The 19,042-nt window shown below is 49.1% G+C and carries 3 protein-coding genes; all 3 read right to left on the bottom strand.

Annotated elements, in window-relative coordinates; all coding sequences use genetic code 11:
- Window positions 1-17 precede the first annotated feature (17 nt).
- Genes IQ209_RS04295 through IQ209_RS04285 form a run of 3 tightly spaced genes read right to left on the bottom strand, consistent with a single transcriptional unit; the run spans window position 18 to window position 19,008 of the window.
- A complete protein-coding gene (locus IQ209_RS04295) occupies window positions 18-1,115 on the bottom strand; it encodes a Gfo/Idh/MocA family oxidoreductase (protein ID WP_193849325.1) in 1,098 nt (365 codons plus the stop codon).
- Window positions 1,112-12,901 (bottom strand): non-ribosomal peptide synthetase/type I polyketide synthase, encoded by an 11,790-nt coding sequence (locus IQ209_RS04290; protein WP_193849323.1) that lies wholly within the window; start codon window positions 12,899-12,901, stop codon window positions 1,112-1,114. Before IQ209_RS04290 ends, IQ209_RS04295 begins: the two co-directional genes overlap by 4 nt.
- Complete coding sequence (locus IQ209_RS04285; RefSeq protein WP_193849321.1) at window positions 12,898-19,008, bottom strand: non-ribosomal peptide synthetase; 6,111 nt, start codon at window positions 19,006-19,008, stop codon at window positions 12,898-12,900. Before IQ209_RS04285 ends, IQ209_RS04290 begins: the two co-directional genes overlap by 4 nt.
- Between the last annotated feature and the right edge of the window lie 34 nt (window positions 19,009-19,042).

Here is a 19,042-nt window from a genome sequence, read left to right as displayed (position 1 = left end):
AGGAAGTTTCCACGTCATCAGTTTTCTTCCTTAATTAGCATCAATTGGGTTGGATCAATCCAGACGGGTGGCTGTAGCTCCTGAGTAACCGGTTCTCCCATCATGCGTAAAATTTGTTGCCACAAGCCTGCCAGCCGCAATTGGTAGTCGTAGCGAAAAGCAGGGGGGCAGAGTGCCCCATTCAATACTGAATTCAAGGTATTGAGGAGGCGTGCCACACCTTCGGCACCATCACATTCAAATGCAGTCATCCAATTTTGCGTTGCCGGACAAAGAATTTGTGATGTTGTCTGGTGCAGATAAGCGCCTTCCGGCTGGCCGGCATGCAGGTAAAGACTCTGTCCATTATTCAGATGGTTTGGTGCATGAAGAACCGGTGTCCAGATAACCGGCCCATAGCTGGCTTCCTGCGTCAGATAACCGGCCGACCAAATTAGCGTCATTTTATGCATGACCAGGTTGTGCATATCGGGATCTCTGGGGTCCAGATAGGATTGAACATCTAACGTTATTGTGGTTCCCGCTATGCTAAGTTCAAAGCGATGAAATACGTTACTCCGTTGACCTACATAAGCTATCTCAATCTGTTCCGGGCAATGACAGCCCTGTAACAACAGATCAAGGGCGGAAAAGAGTAACTGGCGGCTGGTTGTCAGATAGCCACTGACCGGACGTTGCTGTGATAATTGATCGATTTGATGAGCCGCATGTAACCAACTTCTGCCAGCCTGGCATTGGCTGTAAAAGCTGTTTACCCAAAACATAGCATTATACTGGTTAGCTGTTGATTGGTGTCTTTTGATCGCTTCTGCATCAAGAGGATGTTCCTGAATGACCGAAATGCCCCGTGCCAATAACGCCTGAGTTAATTGGTCGCCTTTGCCACCAATAACTTCTGCGCGAATGACCACACAGGCAATATCGATATCATCCGGTAATTCATCCAATGAGCGGAATACGGTCACATTGAAATCGCGGGCAAGTTGCTGTGAACGAGGGCTTCCTTGCGCCAAGATCCCGGCCAGTTCCAGACCTGGCTGGGGCTGTAGAAACGCATTAAGATACAGTTCACCAAATTTTGAACCGACAATCAGAACCCGCCGTGGCTTTATCATATGTTCTCCTTAACAGGCTCAACAGTTGGGACTGAACTCAGGATGTTTTTCAGACACGCAACCAGAGAGCCGACATGTTTGTGGAATAGGCTGTAATGATCACCATCAAGCAGTGTCACATTGACTGGCCCGAAAGCCTGCCAACCAAGATCAGTTGAGGTGATGGTTGTTGAATCGAGGTAATCCATAAAATCAGGCAATGCCTGCTTTGCCCGGATAAGGCTGAAAGGTTGTGAAGTTTGTGGTGGACAATAGTCAAGCAATGCCCGCAGATTATGCTGCCAGATGGCGTAAAGCTCAGCCAGTGAGTTATCCATCTGTGCAGATTGCGGTAAGGCTTGGTGCAATGCTTGCAGGAAGGTTTCCGTGTTTGCTGTGATAGCGCTGTTATCCAGCTCCAGCCCAGGGAATTGTCCCTGCAAATCGAGCAGGAAATGACGATGGCAGAGCACATTATCTAGCGTTAAATCCGTGCGCACATTCGGCGCGAAACTATCAATCAGGATGCAATGGGAAACACTTTCACCGGCAGCACGTAATTGATGGGCTATTTCATAAGCCACTAATCCACCGAAAGACCAACCCGCCAGTGCATAAGGTCCTTTAGGCTGGAATTTACGGATTTGACTGATGTAATCCGTGGCCAGCGCAACGACAGAAGGTTTATCGGTATTCATGCTTTCTGGCGCAAATGCCAGGCCAATCATGCGTTGGACGTCAAAATTGGCAGCCAAATGACGGTATCCTAACAGGTGCCCACCAATTGGATGGACGATAAACAAGGTAGCGTCTTCTAAGGTGGAGTGTTCTAAGGTGGATCGTTCTAAGGTAGATCGTGCAATGTTCCCCTTGTTCAATATCACGCCCTGACACGTATTTTTTGGTTGATGCTCAATAAATTCCGCCAGTGAATGTACGGTATCGTAAGTTTGCAACAGGCTGAGGGGGTATTGGCGATTAAATGTCTGATTGATTCGCACCATTAACCGTACTGCTGCCAGAGAATCCCCACCAAGAGTAAAGAAACTTTCATGTACGTTAATATCTTGTTGCTCTAACACGGTCCCCCAAAGGTTTAATACCGTTTGTCCTGTCGCGCTGAGAGTCACTGATGGTGCTGAGTCACTTTCTTGCACTTTTTCAACCAGAGTCATTAATGTACGTCTGTCGATTTTACCGTTGTCGGATACGGGTATCGTATCGAGAATGATAAAGCGCTGTGGACACATCCAAACTGGCAAGGTTTGCTGCAACCAGTGCGGCAGTATCGGTAACAGTTCGGCAGATACTGGCGCAGTATCGGTTAAACGTAAGCCGGCGACGAGCTGCAATGCACCGTTTGATGTCGTATGCGCAAAGACTATCGCTTGTTGTATGTCAGGGTGTTCACATAAGCGATACTCGATTTCGCCCAGTTCAATCCGGTAACCCCGAATTTTAATCTGGTGATCATTGCGTCCCAGAAATTCGATATTACCGTCTGGCCGCCAGCGACCTAAATCACCGGTACGGTAGAGCCGCTCACCTGTTTGGGGATGAATGATAAAAGCTTGTTGCGTTTTTTCTGTATCATTCCAATAACCCAAGGCAAGTCCACGTCCACCAATATAAAGCTCGCCGGTTACCCAGACCGGACAAGGTGATAATGCTGAATTAAGCACATAGAAAGTCTGATTAGCCAAAGGCTTGCCATAGGGAATGCTGCTCCAATGAGGCTCGACGTGTGCGATAGGATAAGCAATAGACCATATTGATGCTTCGGTTGCGCCGCCCAAACTGAGCAGGTTAAGCGCAGGGTGAAGGGCAGACAATTTTGCCGGCAAATGGGTGGGTATCCAGTCACCACTCATCAATATCCAACGCAGGCTATTTAGAGAATGAGAATAGCTTCGGGCATATTCCTCAAGCAGTTGCACAAATGCCGGCACGGAATTCCAAACAGTGACCGATTCTTGTTGTAACCATGTCAGCAGTTTGTCAGGTTGTTTAGTGTCTCCAGGAGCAGGAATAACCAGTTTTGCCCCACGGCTTAATGTGCCAAAGAGGTCATAAACGGAAAGATCGAAGGTTAACTCTGATATTGCCAATACGCTATCGTGCTCATTGAGTGCAATGCGTTGATTAATATCCAGGATCGTGTTGACAGCACCCTGATGATCTATCATTACGCCCTTTGGTTTTCCGGTCGAGCCGGAAGTGAAGATGACATAAGCCAAATCTTCGGGGTGTACAGCTAAACGTTGTGCTTCGGTGGCAGGTAAGTGATTGAGCCATGTTTCATCCAGAGAGATGACGTGGGTATGCTCAGGCCAATTCAGCTGTTGAGCAAACTTAGGTTGCGTCAGTACAGTATCAACTTTCCCTGATGCCAATAGCTGATGGATCCGCTGTTGCGGATAACTGGCATCAATAGGCAGATAAGCCCGTCCTGCGAATAAAATTGCAAGAACGGCGACAACCTGTTCCCAGCCTTTTTTCATGACCACACCAATCAGGGATGAAGCCTGATTTTCCTGCGCTTGCAGATGGGCTGCCAGTGTCAGGCTTTGTGACCACAAAGTGCGATAGTCAATCTGACGAGAGGTATCGACCACAGCAGTACGTTGTGGGTAACGATTGACTGCCTGTTCAATGAGCGAGCAGAGCGTGTGTGATGGAAACACGTTTTTTGTCGCATTACTGTTCTGGCACAAAGCGCGATCACTTGCTGGCAGCCAGTCAGGAAGCGGGCTATTCCATGAGTAATCCGGTTCGAGCAAGGCAGTGATACACGCTTGATAATGGGCAAACATGTTTTCCGCAACTTGAGGCTGGAACAGTTGTGGCAAGATCGCCCATTGTATGGTGACACCACCTTCTGTGCCGGAAATTAACATACAGTCGAGATAAACATGCGGCGTTTGCGCACCAAAGAGATTGAGTGTTCCCAACCCTGCTGGTCCTTTACCCGCTGTGCCGGTTGTATCGTTGAATACAATTGGCATACCTGCGTTGAGGTTGTGGCGGTGTTGGTTTTTCTCCCTGAGTACCCGTTGCCCGTCAAACAGCGCGTGTTGAAGATCGGCCAGCCATTGCCGCTGTATCCGGCTTACAGCCTCACTGAACCCTGTGATATTACGCAGATCCACTTCCAGCAATGATGTGGTAGACAGATTGCCGACTAACATATCGCAATGCTGAGGCATTAACAGGCGGTTACCATGCAGGACATTGATTGTAAAATGCTCGTTGCTGCTCCATACGGATAAAACATGGGTAAATAGCGTCAGCATCACTTGTGACGGTGATACGCGGTATTCTGCTGCACGCTGTTGCAAACACTGCCATTGTTGTGGGCTGATATGTCCGGTCAGGCACTGTTGATTGAGTTGCTGTGACTGGTGATCTTGTAGTGGTAACACTGGAGCATCCGGCAACGAAGGTAAGCGATCAAGCCAGTATTGCCGGCTTTGTTGCCAGGTTTCTCCGGTTTCTTCATTCTCCAGTGCCTGAATATAGTCGCCAATTGTTGCTGCTGGTGGCGCTGGCTGCCAGTCAGGTTCCTGATACCAATGGTGTAAATCGCGCAGGATTAACGCCAGGCTTTTACCATCCGCAACCAACAGGTCAATGGTCAAATGCAATAAATATGCCTGATCATCGGTATGGTACAGGGTTAAATCAAACAGCGGCCAGTTGTCGCTGGGAACACCTTGAGTACGTAGCGTGTCGCGGGCATGATGCAGTTGCGCTTCGCGTTCATTTGGCATCATGGCACGGCAATCAATAACGGTTGGTGTATAGCGGGGCACTTGCGGCAAAATACGATATTGCCCATCCTTCACATAGCCGCGTAATTGCGCATGATGGTTTATCACACGGTTCCAGGCGGCGGTGAAACGAGGCAGGTCAAGCCCGTTGATAGCCAGTTCAGCATAGAAATGCGCGATACCGTTACCAAATTGGAACAGTTGGCTCTCTCCCAGCCAATAAGCGTATTGCAGTGCGGTCAGTGGCAAAATTTGCTCAGATACAGGTTCAGTTTGCTGCGATATCGCAAGTGTCTCTGAACGGGGTTCAGTTACCCGCAGAGTACGGCAAAATTCACTCAACTTAGGGTGTTCGAATAGCTGTTGCAGATTGGCTTGTTCGTAACCCTGACGACGTAGTTGCACGACCATTCGGGTGGCAATCAGGCTGTCACCGCCACTTTGGAAAAAGTCACTGTGGCGCTGTATTGACTGAGGCAGTAGTGAACGCCAGAGCGTAATGACGTGTTGTTCAATCTCATGAAGCTGATCATCTTCTGTGTCTGGTTGTCCGGTTTCCGCGATTAACGGTTGTACCATGCTCTCTTTCGCTGTCACTATCAACGGCAATTGCTCTTGCTGTTGAATATGCAATGAGTAAGGCAAGGTAGAAAATTGGGTGGTTATTTCACTGATATTAAGCCGTGCTTGTTGTTCAGCTCGTGCCAGGATCAGTTGTTGGTGCAGTTCTGGCCCGTTTTGACCCGGCCATTCCAATGAAACCCGATAACCGGACTGCGTCAGGCAGTTACGCCAACCCGCAAGTTCCATCAATGCACTATTACCATGATCATCACCGCGATCATCAACCCAGGCGTTAATCCCTTCAATAAATCCGACACTGGTGAGTTGCATGGCGCTTTCGCGTTTGGTTGATTCAATAATTAGCAACCATCCACCGGCCTTCAATAATCGGGAGAGGCGTCGCAGGGTATTTCTCAGATGGAGCGCGTCATGTAATACGTTAACCGCCATAATCAGATCATAACCGGATGCTGGGTGCTGGCTAAAATCAATACGCTGATTAATATCAAACAGGGCAAATTTTACCGTTTCGCCGTAGTGATTGAGTAACTGGCGGGCATCATCCAGGAATAGGGGTGAAACATCAGTGAAGTGGTAGTTTTGAATGGCGTGTGCATTGTGTGCCAGTACCTTCTCTGAGGTTGCCCCGGTTCCTGCTCCGACTTCCAGTACAGTGAAATGTTCGGATGTCTGGCTCAATTGCCGGACAATTTCAGCGGCAGCCTGGTTCAGGCAACGTAATGCGGGGTTCTCACTGTAGAGGCTGGCGGTGATTTGTTTATCGGCGAACAGCAGTTCCAATGCATTGCCACGTCCGGCAAGCAGGCTGTCATGTTGTTCGATGCAGGTTGCTATATATCGGCTGATGGTTTGACACCACACTGCGTCATCCAGTTTTGCTGTAGGGGCCGGAACATGGCTAAGTGGTTGCAGACAACGGTATCCGTCAGCGATTTTTTCAATAAATCCCTGGCTATTGAACAATGCCAGCCATTGAGTCAGCAGGCGTTGATACTGTGGTGCCAGTTGTAAGCGTTGTTCAATCTCTTCACGAGAGTGATATTGTTGTACCGCAGTGAATAAGTTATGGCGCAGTAAAGTTTGGCTCAGGCCAAATAATGCTTGTTGTTCAATATGTTGCCAGGAGCGTTCAAACGCGTGTTGTTCTGCCAACGTCGGTAGCGGTAAGGTATCGGTGTTGATAACCCGTGGTTCTGGCAGTGGTAATGGCAAATGATCTTCTGCAACCAACCACAGGTTGTAACCTTGAGTATCGTCCTGACGTGGCTGAATTTCTGCCAACCGTATTTCAGGCTGAGCACGCAGATAGTGTTCGGCTTGGCGCAATTCAGGATGTTGCGGCCAGAAGTCATAACGCGTATGACCAGACGGTGGCGTATGCAGGTCATCATACGCCATGTGTTCAGGCTGGCGGCAAATTTGCGCTAACAGTGCATGATAAGCGGCAAACAGCGACTCAATAACACCCGCCTCTAGCACATCATCCATGCAATACCAGTTAAACAGCAGATCACCATCGACTTCCATGACCTGATGATCTAACCAGACTTGTGGCGTCTGGCTCAGAACAAAGACCGGGTCACCCAGTAATTGAGTGATGGATTGTTTGATAGCGACACCTTCTTGTGCCATCCCTAACATACTGGTGAAAACGACCGGTGTCAGCGGCTGCCTATTTTGGGTTTCACCATTTTGTTGGCGGCCAAGTTCCCGTAATACTTCAACACCATTGACATGATTATGGCTCAACCGTTGCCAGAGCAAAGCTTGGGTTTTTTCCATGCTGGCTCGTAGGGACATTGTCTTGCGTAAATCAAAATCCATCAACATCACCGAGGTAAAATCACCAATCAGCTCTTGCACCTCTGGATGGAAAGGTTGCCGGTTAAAGAATGTCAGGTTGAGCGTAAACAGCGGATGACGGCTGTACCATTCAAGGGTATGGGCAAACAGCGTCAGCAGACCCGCAGAAGGGGTGACTCCCCATTTTTTCCAGCTTTGTTTAAGACGTTGCCAGTCAGATTGTGCCAATCGACCTTCATAAGTTGTGAATTGTGGTTGGCTACGTTGAGGCAATTGTGGCGCTAACGGTAATCGTGGCGCCGGTGGCAATGAAAGCAGTTGTTCCTGCCAGTATGCCCATGATGCCCGCCACGCTTTACTTTCACGTTGCGCTTGTTCTGCCATCACATAATCGCGGAAAGTAAATGCTTGTGGAGCCAGAGATTGTTGATGATAAGCGAGTTGTAGATCATCCATCATGATCCTGAAACTCTGTACATCAAACTGCAACAGATCCAGGTTCATATGTAAGCGACAACGTTCATTCGGTAGCAGTGATACAGAGACATCAAACAGTGGCCACTGTTCTGCCGGTGGTACTTGGTAGGAGAGAATATGGCGACGCTGGGCTAACACCTGTTCGCAGGCGGTATCATCCAGTGTACGCAAATCAGCCTGAGACAGAACATACCACGGCGTTTCTGGCAAGATCCTTTGTTGCCCGTCTTCATCGACTATCATGCGCAACATGCCATGACGCTGAATCAACGCATTCCATGCCTGTTCAAAACGCAAAATATCAAAGCTATCCAGTGCCAGATCCCATTCAAATAAGACGTGACAAGCAACACCCCCAAAATCAATGGCCTGTGTACGACCAATCCAGTAGGCGTGCTGAATGGGGGTCAGAGGAAAGGGGGCGTGGCGCTGGGCGCTGTCAACAATAACCGCTGGCTGGGAAGAGATGACCGGCTGTTCAGGCAGGGCATCGCCAATGAGCGTATTAAGCCCCGCCAGTGTCATATTTTGGTAAGCCAAACCAGCGGTCAACCTAAAGCCAAATTGCTGGTGGATCGCCGCGTTTAACTCCAGGAATAGCAGGGAATCCAAACCGAATTGCAATAAATCTTGTTGTGGCTCTAAATGTTCAATCTGTTCCAGACGTAATAATGTTGCAACACGCTGACGCAGCCAGTTAAGCCGTTGTTCATTGTCCTGATACAACGTGTTATCGGCAGAAAGTGACGAGGTCGTATCGGAAACGTCAGCCTGTAAGCGCCGCAAAATATCAGGGTGATGTTCATCTAACCGCATTGCCAGATAGCAAGCTGATGAAGTATGCAAAGATTGGTTGAGATGCCAGATACCTTCATTTGTGCTGAACGGTAACATGCCATCTTGCGCCAGTTTTTCTACCAACCGTCGGTCGCTGGCCATACCAATGCCACCCCAAACGCCCCAAACCAACGTTTTAACCATCAATTGATTTGGTGCTGTCAGCGCTAAAGATTCCAGACAAGCGTTGGCGATTGCATAAGCACCTTGTCCTTGGGCACCTAGCATTGATGCAGCAGATGCGTGCAACAGCAGGTACTGTGCATGATGTTGTTGGAGTGCAGTTTGCAGTGCCGATGCGCTGTGAGCTTTGACGGATAATATTTGTGACAGGTGTTGACGCTCAAGTTTTGCCAGCGGGGTGTGGTCAGCAATGCCTGCGGCATGGATCGCGCCAGCAATACGATCTTCTTGTGCCAGAGTTTGCACCGCATTTAGCAAGGCTGACGTATCAGTGACATCAAGGTTAACCCAACGTATTTCACATTCGTTATTCAATGACAATTCTTGCACAAAATCATCCCAATCCGCCTGTTTGCGGCGGGCAAACACGGCAATCTTGCGTGCGCCCTGGGCCAGCAACCAACGGATGGAAATGCGACCGATACCGCCCATTCCACCCGTAATAATGTGCCAACCCTGATGAGGAATGGATATCGGCTGCGGTGATAACGGTAGTGACTGGCGTTGTAAAACAGGCACAGCGATTTGGTTTCCACGTACTCGCAGCCAGCGATTGTGCACTTGATGGCCTTCATCCAGATAGCCAAGTGCGAATGACAAAGCGTCAGCGTCGTTGGCATCAGCGATATCAATCGCCTGAATGCGACGATGGGGGTATTCTTCAACGGCAACACGCAGCAAGGCCCAAATAGCATATTGGGCGGGATTGATATCCTCTTTTAACAAGGTGGATTCTGGTTGAGCGCAGCAGGTTATAACGGTTAACGATGCTGTTTCGTCGCGTTTTAGTTCATTAATAACCTGATCACATAATTCTGCAACATCGTTGCCTGCGAGCAGTAATAACGTATTGCCACTTTCAGGTTGTAACTGAATACCCGCCTGACGCCAATGATTTATCGTCTCGCTATTTGCTGTTGAAGAGCGAAGCGTATAGGGCGTTGAAGATTTCTGTCTATCCGCGGTGTTTATTGGGTGCCAATGCAAGACATAGTGAGTATCAGGGCATGGTTGGGGGGCAGGAAGCCAGGCTTTTGCCATCGTTTGGGATGCCACTGATTGACGAGGCAGATCAGCACGATCACTTAACAGAGCGAATAGACGCTCACCAGCATAAATCAGTGCCGGGAAAGACGCGAATAAACGCGCCTCCAATAACCGGCGTCTGGCATAAGGCAAAGCACGGTAAGGACGATATATTTTACTTGCCGCTGGAACGGAAATTTCCTGGTAATAGCCTTGCTGTACACAGTGGGTTAATAGCTGCTCCAGCAACGGACGCCAGCAGGGTTGTAGCCGTCCAGCCCGAATGGTGTCGATGGCACTGAAACCTTGTTCAGCGTCACGCCCATGGCACTGATATATCAATGCATCGGTATACAACGCCCGCAATATTGCTGCATCAGGGCTTTGCTCAATGGCAGGATCAAGCAGGGAATTGACATCAAGCTCAATAGGGCTATTGGCTAAAGATGGTCTGGTTTTATTGGCAGGTAATTCGGTTGCAGAGAAGCTGTAATGCTGCTCATCAAATGGATAGAGTGGCGCATGGCATTTTACTCCGGTAAATGGGAAAAGATGCGACCAGTCAAGATGCGCACCGGCACAGTAAAGCTGCATAAGTGCCGTTTGTTGAGTTGCCTCTGAGGAGCGTTGACGATATGCACTCGCAATCCAGGTTTCCTGCGGCAGGCTGACACGTCGTCCGATCCCTGTTAGTTGTGCATCAGCCCCAAATTCCATGAACAGTGCAACACCTTGCTGGCGGGCGAACTCGATGGCCTGGTGATAACGTACCGTGTGGCGCATATGGTTACACCAGTAATCTGGTGAGCCTAATTGCTCATCACTTGCCAGATTAGCTGTCAAGGTAGAAATGAGCGGAATTTCTCCCGATGCAGGTTGTAACCGACTGCAATACAGGGAAAAGTCTGCCAGAACAGGATCAAGCATGGCTGAATGTGCGGCACAGGCAACATTAAGCCGTTGGCAGCGGATCTGCTGCTGTTCCAGACGTTGTGCCAGAAGCTCAATTTCTGTCTCAGTACCGGCCCAAACCCAGTGTTGTGGGCCATTGCAAACCGCCAGATCCAAAGATAATGAATCAGTAACAGGACAAATATCTTCTTCGTTGGCAAAGACTGCCAGCATTGCTCCTCCTTGGGAGCAGTTTTGCATCAGTTTGCCGCGAGCGGCGACCAGCGGCATGATTTGTTCAGGCGTAAAAATGCCGGCAACAACGGCAGCTGCGAATTCACCAACGGAATGCCCCAGTACATAATCCGGTTTGAGCCCAAGTGCATGCCAATGGGCTGCCAACGCAATTTGATGTGCCACAATAGCCGGTTGTGCATATTCGGTAGTCGCTAATGCAGCATCATGCTCGCCGAACATAACGGCTTTTAATGGCAGCGCTAACTCGCAAGCACAGGCCGCACAGCAACGATCTAACATGGCGGAGAAAACCGGAGAGCTGGCATACATGGCTTTTCCCATGCCAGGCCATTGGCATCCCTGACCGCTGAATTGCCACAGTTGCTTGTTTTCACTCTTAGCTTGCCCGCTAAAAATGTTCGGTGTTGGCATATTGCCTGCGAAAGCGGATAAGTTGGCCGCATTTTTCTCTATATCGTGTGGCGATATTGTCAGCGCTAAACGCCAGGGCAGTGAAATATCGCGCCCTTGTAATGCAGTCCAGGCCAGATCGGCATAACGTTCCGGGGTACTATTGAGCGCGGTCGCGTAGCGTTGTGCCAATTGACGCAATGAAGATTCAGAAGCCGCGGAGAGCAGCAACGGCGCTGTTGGTGAATGATTGATACGGCGACGGTGTAATTCTGTTGGTAATGATTGCACCACAATATGACAGTTGGTGCCGCCAATACCGAATGAAGAAACGCCGGCGGTACGCAATTCTTGTGTCCAATGTTGCCCTTGTGTTGCTAGCTTGAATGGGCTTTCTTGCAACCGTAATGCCGGATTGGGTTGCTGTACATTGAGCGTTGGAGGAATGTAACCATGCCAGACGGACAGAACCGCTTTGATCAAACTGGCAATACCTGCGGCAGTATCGAGATGGCCGATGTTGCTTTTCACGGAGCCAAGGTAACAAGGCGGTACTGATCCACTGCGGTCAGAGAATACCGTGCGTAATGCATCAACTTCTATGGGATCACCAAGGGGTGTTCCTGTGCCATGCGCTTCAATCATGCCGATGTCATCAATGCCGACATCAGCCAGTTGTAATGCTTCGCTAATCACACGGCGTTGGCCATTCACTGAAGGTGCAGTAAAGCCTACTTTTTCGTTGCCATCGTTATTAATAGCACTGCCACGCAACACGGCCATGATGGGATCGCCGTCGCGTAAGGCATCACTCAGACGTTTCAATGCAACAACACCAACACCATTGCCGCCGTAGGTGCCATTTGCCTGGCTATCAAAAGGGCGACAATGCCCGTCAGGTGAGAAGATCATCCCTGGTTGATACAAGTAACCACTTTCTTGTGGGAAAGAAACCGCCACACCCCCGGCCAGAGCCATGTCACACTCACCGGAACGCAGGTTCTCGCAAGCCATATGTACGGCAACCAGTGAACTTGAGCAGGCTGTTTGTACGGTGAGAGCAGGACCTTTCAGATTTAATTTATAGGCAGTACGAGTCGCAAGATAATCTTTATCATTACTCATTAATGCCTGTAACCCTTTCACTTTGCCAACATCGGTCATTGCAAACTGTGACCATGAAGGCCAGGTACTGATCCGGCTGCTACCAAAGACACCGGTTTTCAGGGCGATATTCCGTGGCGCATAACCGGCATGTTCAAGCGCATGCCAGGCTGTTTGCAGAAATAAACGCTGTTGAGGATCGAGCATTTCTGCTTCCTGACGCGAATAGCCAAACAGTGTGGCATCAAATTGTTCCGCGTTCTCCAGTATTGCCGCCTGATTGACAAAGTTTTCACTATCAATGACGTCAGGAGGAATACCTGCATCCAATAATGTTTGACGGGAAAGTGTCGTCGTACACTCAACCCCCTGTTGCAGGTTATGCCAAAAAGTCTCGCTATCTGGTGCCTGCGGAAAACGGCAGGCAAGGCCAATCACTGCGATGGGATCGCAATTATCGTAGTGAGGCGTTAAGTTAGTCATTGTACAGCTCCTTTATGACGTTTTTCCCGTTGTTGCAGACGCTTTTGTTGTTGACGTTGACGAAGGGTGATCGACGGGTGGTTTCCGTCTGGTGTCTCTTTACGGCAACGTAAACTGAGCGTTTCTGGTGTCGGATAAGCAAATAAATCAGTAACAGCAAGATGCTGGAAGCCCGCATGTTGTAATTTGTTATGCAGTTGAATGAGCTGTAACGAGCTGGCTCCTGCCTCAAAAAAGTTCTGTTGTGCATTTATCGGACAATGGGTTACAGATAAAAACAGGCGTTGAATTTCACTGCATATTTGTGGTTCGGCGCCTTCTAAGCGTGATGGTGCCATCGCCACAACAGGATTATCTGTAACGACCGTGTCTTGCTGGCGTGGCAGCAATTGCTCCAAAGCTGAATGCCAACTTGCCGGTTGTGCTGCGAGGGTGCGCAATAGCGTCATATAGCTGTTAAACATGTTTTGTAACTGGTGTGTCTCAAATAATTCTTCGACTGCGTCCCAGTTCAGGCAAAGTTCATTGTCAGATTCGTAAACCTGGTGATCCAGCCAGATTTGTGGCGTTTGCGAGATCCCCCAAACCGGTTTCATCCATGATGAACGTGACAGGAACTGCCCTTCGTGAGTTCCCAACGCACTGGTGAAAACGACGGGCATAACGGCAGCGTCGGGACCACGGCGCTGTGCCAGTTCGCGCATCACTTTGATCGCTGAAATATGGCGGTGATCCAGATCTTGCCATAGCTGTTGTTGCAGCCGACGCGCACTTGATAACCAGTTTTTCTCTGGATGCCAGGCCAGTAGTGACAATGAGGTGAAATCACCCAGAATATGTTTGATATCCTCATGCCAGTGTGGGCGATCAAACAGCGTCAGATTAAGAGTTAGCTCCGGTCTGGCACTGAATGCGGACAGAACGGCTGCATAAGCGGCAAGCAGGAGCGCAGAAGGTGTTATTTGGTGGGAGGCCGCCTGTTGTTTTAACTGCTCCCATTCCTGTGCAGATAACCGATCGCTATAGCGCACAAAATGCGGGGATTGGACATCTTCTGGTGCAATACGCAATGGTAATTGCGGGGCCAATGGCAATGTTTTCACTTGCTCTCGCCAGTATTGCAGTGAACGCTGATGTACTGGCATTTGTTGCTGGCGTAATACACAATCACGGAATGTCACTTTCAGTGGCGGTAATGTGTGCTGTTCGTTGAGATATAGCTGCTCTAATTCAGCCAGTAATATCTGCATACTTAACCCGTCTAATAGCAGGTTATCCAGACTAACAAAGAGTCGGGAGGCTGGACTGTTGTCTTGTGCAAGTTGGAAATCGAACACCGGCCAGCGACTGACATCTAATACTTGATGTGACAGGTGGTCGCGTAAGGTGTCTGCCTCAGTCATATCAGCAAATCGGTGTTGTTTAACGGAGAAAAGCGGGACATTTTGCAATATCTGTTGTTGTCCATTAATCACAACTGTCCTGAGCATCGGATGACGTTGGATCAGGCGATTTAACACGCGATTTAGGCGCTGAACATCTAACTGTTCTATCCGGTATTCGATAAAGAAATGTGCACCAATGCCGCTCAGAGCAAAACCAGGGTAGCGCCCGACCAGATAAGCTTGCTGAACTTCGGTCAATGGGAAAGGCTGGTATTCATCTTGCTCTTCGGGTATTGCATAGGCTTCTGATGCAGTTTCAGATAAATAAGTCAGTGTTGAGGCAAACGCCGCCAATTGCGGGTGACGGAACAGGTGACTGAGTTCGCCTTTGAAGCCAAGTTGTGCCAGGTCACCAATCAAACGGGTAGCTAAAAGGCTGTCACCGCCAAGTTGGAAAAAGTCGCTGTTACGGCCCAATTGCTCTGTATTTAGCAGGCGTTGCCAACTATCGGCAACGGTTTGCTCCACCGCATTTAGTAAGGTTATTTCAGGCTGAGGCGTCGCTGTATCTGTTTTTGTGGCGGATGTTGTGGCGCATTGAAGAGATTGTGCCAGCGCCTTGCGGTCGATTTTGCCGTTAGGAGTCAGGGGCAGGTGCGGGATAACATGCAAGCGCTGTGGGATCATATACCCTGGCAAATGTTGTGCCAAAGCGGATTTAATTTTTTCCCGATCAGGTATGGTGACGTTGTCACTTGTTTGCATCAACAACACACTCAAATTGCCGATAGTAATCGGTGTTTCCGCATGCAATGGAAGAAGAGATAACCACTCTGACGCAGAACGTAACCGAATACCTTGGGGTGAAAGTAACTCAGCGGTAATCAGGGAAATAGGGGAGGCTTGTTGCAACTCCATTGCCAATACCAGCGCTCCCGGCTGTGCCAGTGGAAGCAACGCTTTGATGCAACGTGTTGGGTCTTCCTCACGGTGTAATACATTGTTTAGCAGGATGATATCTGCCTGATGTTGTTGCGATTCGGGCCGGTTTTTCTCAGACCAATATTGTGCTGATGCGTGAGTATAGCCACTTAATCTTGTCTGCATCTGGTTAATCAGAGCCTGAGAACGTTCAAAGCCGATATAAGACAGATGTTGGTCAGTGATATGTTCTGCCAGCCACTGAGCACAGAGGCCGCTGCGGGCATCGAACTCCATCAAAGTAACGGGGCGTTGTAACCGCTGGGACAGATCAATGATGACGTGTTTCAACCCTGCCAGCCATTGCTGGGTTTCTGGTTGGACAAAGAGCAGTTGCTCCGGTGCAAATTGCGGATCATCAAGTAATGTGACGGCTGCCTGTTGTCCGGTAAGAATATTACGCAGCGTAGAATGCCAGCGTGCAGGAATGCATTTTGCTTCATGACTGAATGAGGTGGCTGGTAATCCAGCTTGATAGATATGATGTGCAGGTTCAGTCAATAAATTGCATCGGCAAAGGTACGTCAGCATACGGGCAAACCAGTGATGGTATTCCGGCTGAGGTTGATAGTGTTTCAGACAATCGGTGAGCGATTGCGGTGAAGTCAATGTAATGCCGTGACGAGACAGGTGTTCAAGCAGGAATGGTGCAACTTCGTCGTGATTATCATCATCGGTTATTGCCTGCATTGCAGGGAACAGATCACGATAGTGTGTTGGTAATTGTGAGGCACGATTTATGCGTTGGCATAAAGTATCACCTTCCAATTCCAGGAATGCCACCAGAGACTTTTCTTTTTCACCACGGGCTAAGGCAACACCTTTACTGATACCGGTTACTTGACTGAGGGCGGCATCAATTTCTCCCAGTTCAATCCGGTAACCTCCAATTTTCACCTGGCTATCACGGCGCCCCATAAATTCAAGCCAGCCTTCGGGGTGATAACAACCCAGATCGCCAGTACGATACCAGCGTTCTCCCTGATCAATAACAAATTGGGTAGTCGTGCGTTCTTTATCATTAAAATAGCCTAGTGCTACACCGGCACCCCCAATCCACAGTTCACCGACAACCCAGTCAGGGCAATCACGGCCATCTTCACCTACTACGCGGTAACGCTGGTTAGTGAGAGGATACCCATAAGGGATAGAACGCCACTGTGGGTCAATTTCCTTGACGATATATTCATTTGACCAGATAGCCGCTTCCGTTGCGCCGCCCATTGCACTTAATACACCATCAGGATTGAACGCACGGTAACGCTCAGGCAGTGACAAACCGATCCAATCCCCGGACAACATCACAGTACGAAGTGTTTTCGGGGCATCAACCTCCATCCCTTCACAATAGGTCAGCAACATATCAAACAGTGCTGGCACACTGTTCCACAATGTAATGTGATGGCGCTCGATCAGCATTTCCCAGGTTGATGGATCGCGGCGTTGTGCTTCATCAATTAAGACCAACGCGCCTCCTGCACTGAGAATGCCAAAAATGTCATACACAGAGAGGTCGAAATGCAGGGCAGAGAGTGCCAGCAAACGGTCATGGCTTTGCACTTGATGACGACGATTGATATCCAGACAGGTATTCAGTGCGCTTTGATGGCTAATCACCACACCTTTTGGCATCCCAGTTGAACCAGAGGTATAAATGATATAAGCCGGATCAGTCACCGCGCACTTAGCCATGTGAGTTAAGGGCAGTAACGGCTCATTTTGATGCCAGGAAATGCAATGTATATCCTGTGACCAGGCATTATTCTGCTGCTTAGGATCAATAATAACGACATGGATTCCGGCACTTTCACAGATAGTGCGACGTCGGCTTAGTGGCTGATCCACGGGAACCGGAACATAAACACCGCCGGCATAAAGTACAGCGAGCACAGCGACAATTTGTCCGATGCCTTTTTCCATGCTAATGGCAATGCGATCTCCCGGTATAACCGACATTTTTTGCAGTACGGCGGCTAATCGGCGGGCGGCCAGGCTGAGGTCGCCATAACTTATTTGTTCATGATGGGCTATTAAAGCGACAGCATTTGGTGTGCGTTCTGCTTGGGTAAACACCGCCTCATGCAACAAGGCATTGGGTAACGGTTCAGCCGTGTTATTAATTTGGTGTCGCAGACGGTATTGCGACTCAGGCATCAGATCCGGTAACTTTTCGTTCCATTGTGTCGCGTTTTCCGTCAGATTCTTAATCAACCCTTGATAGGTTGTGAATAGCGTATCCATCAGGCCGTCAGGGAAAAGTTCATCGTTGCTATCCCACTGGATGTTTAGGGCGTTTTCATGTTCAAAGGCAACAAAATCCAGCCATACCTGGGGGGTTTGTGATATTCCCCAATTCGGTTTTCCCAGGACATCATGGGTATTCTCACCATATAAAGGGCGACCTAAATTGCTGGTAAACACAACCGGTGCACCATGTGGGTGGTTACCTCGCTTCTTGAGTTCACGCAGAACTTCGACACCAGACCAATGGCGATGTTCGTAAGCTTCGGTAAATGTTGCTTGTGCATCCTGAGCCAGTTGGCAGAACGGTAAATTATCGCCGGGGATGTCCAACAGCAAAATATTGGTAAAATCGGCCAGAATGTTGTCAACCGCGTTATGCAGCGGAGCTCTGTCAAATAGCGTCAGGTTGAACAACAAGCGTGTTGCATTGCTCCAACGGCACAATAAAGCGGCAAATGCCGTCGCTAATGCCATCGTTGGCGTCACGCCATTTTGTTGCGCGAGTTGTTTAAAACGTTCCCAATGTTCAGGCGATAAACGAAAACATCTGCGCTGGATACGAACATTTTTTATCAGGGAAGGCTCTCTGGCCAGAGGAAGTTGGGGGGCAAGTGGCAAGGTGTCTAATCGGTGACGCCAGAATACCTCTGCTTCCTGTCGGGCTTGCTTAAATTGAGTCTGATATTGTGTCAGGTAACTGCAAAAATCATAGTCAGAAGAAATAGCAGGCAGGTTGCGTTTGGCAATTAATGCCGCCAGTTCGGTAAAGAACAGGCTAAAACTGGCGGCATCCATGATCAGCAGATCGATATTGGCATGCAGCCGATGTTGTTTATCACCAAACAGGCTAAGCTGAATATCAAACGTTTCCCCTTCTTCAACCCGTAATACACGATGGCTTAATTGGTTGCGTATGTTATCCAGCGCTTGTTGCTGTTCATCAATTGACTGATGGCGGAGATCGTGAACCGTTAATTTTTTCCAGTAAGCGCGGGGCATACCTTGCTGGCGACCATCCGGCAAAAAACGCACACGTAACATCGGATGGCGCTGGATCAGTAGGTGAATAGCCGCTTCCAGTCGTTCAGGCTCCAGCCCGATACCATCAAACTCATGATACAAATGACAACCCACGCCTCCCAACGTTTGCTCCGGTGAACGCCCAACAAAATAAGCATGTTGTACTGCCGTCAATGGGAATGGGTTAGCATCAACAATCCGTGGCTGTGGCGCAGTATCTTGGGGGACTGTGTGGATGACAGGGGCATAGCGTTGCAGGAGCTGGCTCCAGGCATACAGCGTTGGCTTTTGGTAAAGTTCGCGCAGAGTGACACGATGGCCCTGGCGTCTAAACTGGTTTAGCAATGCCATGATTTGCATTGAATCCAGTCCATTGCGAATTAAATCGTCATGATCGCCCACCAAAATATTTTTTTGATTAAACAGGCCAGCGATAAGCTGGCGCAGTGAATCAGGAGAGAGAAGGTCCGTGTGCATGAGTAAATCCTATAAAATGACAGTACCTGATAAA

This window comes from Xenorhabdus sp. BG5, assembly GCF_015163665.1.
GTDB lineage: Bacteria > Pseudomonadota > Gammaproteobacteria > Enterobacterales > Enterobacteriaceae > Xenorhabdus.
Note: the sequence above shows the minus strand (reverse complement) of the source record. Positions and strands in the feature narration are given on the sequence as shown.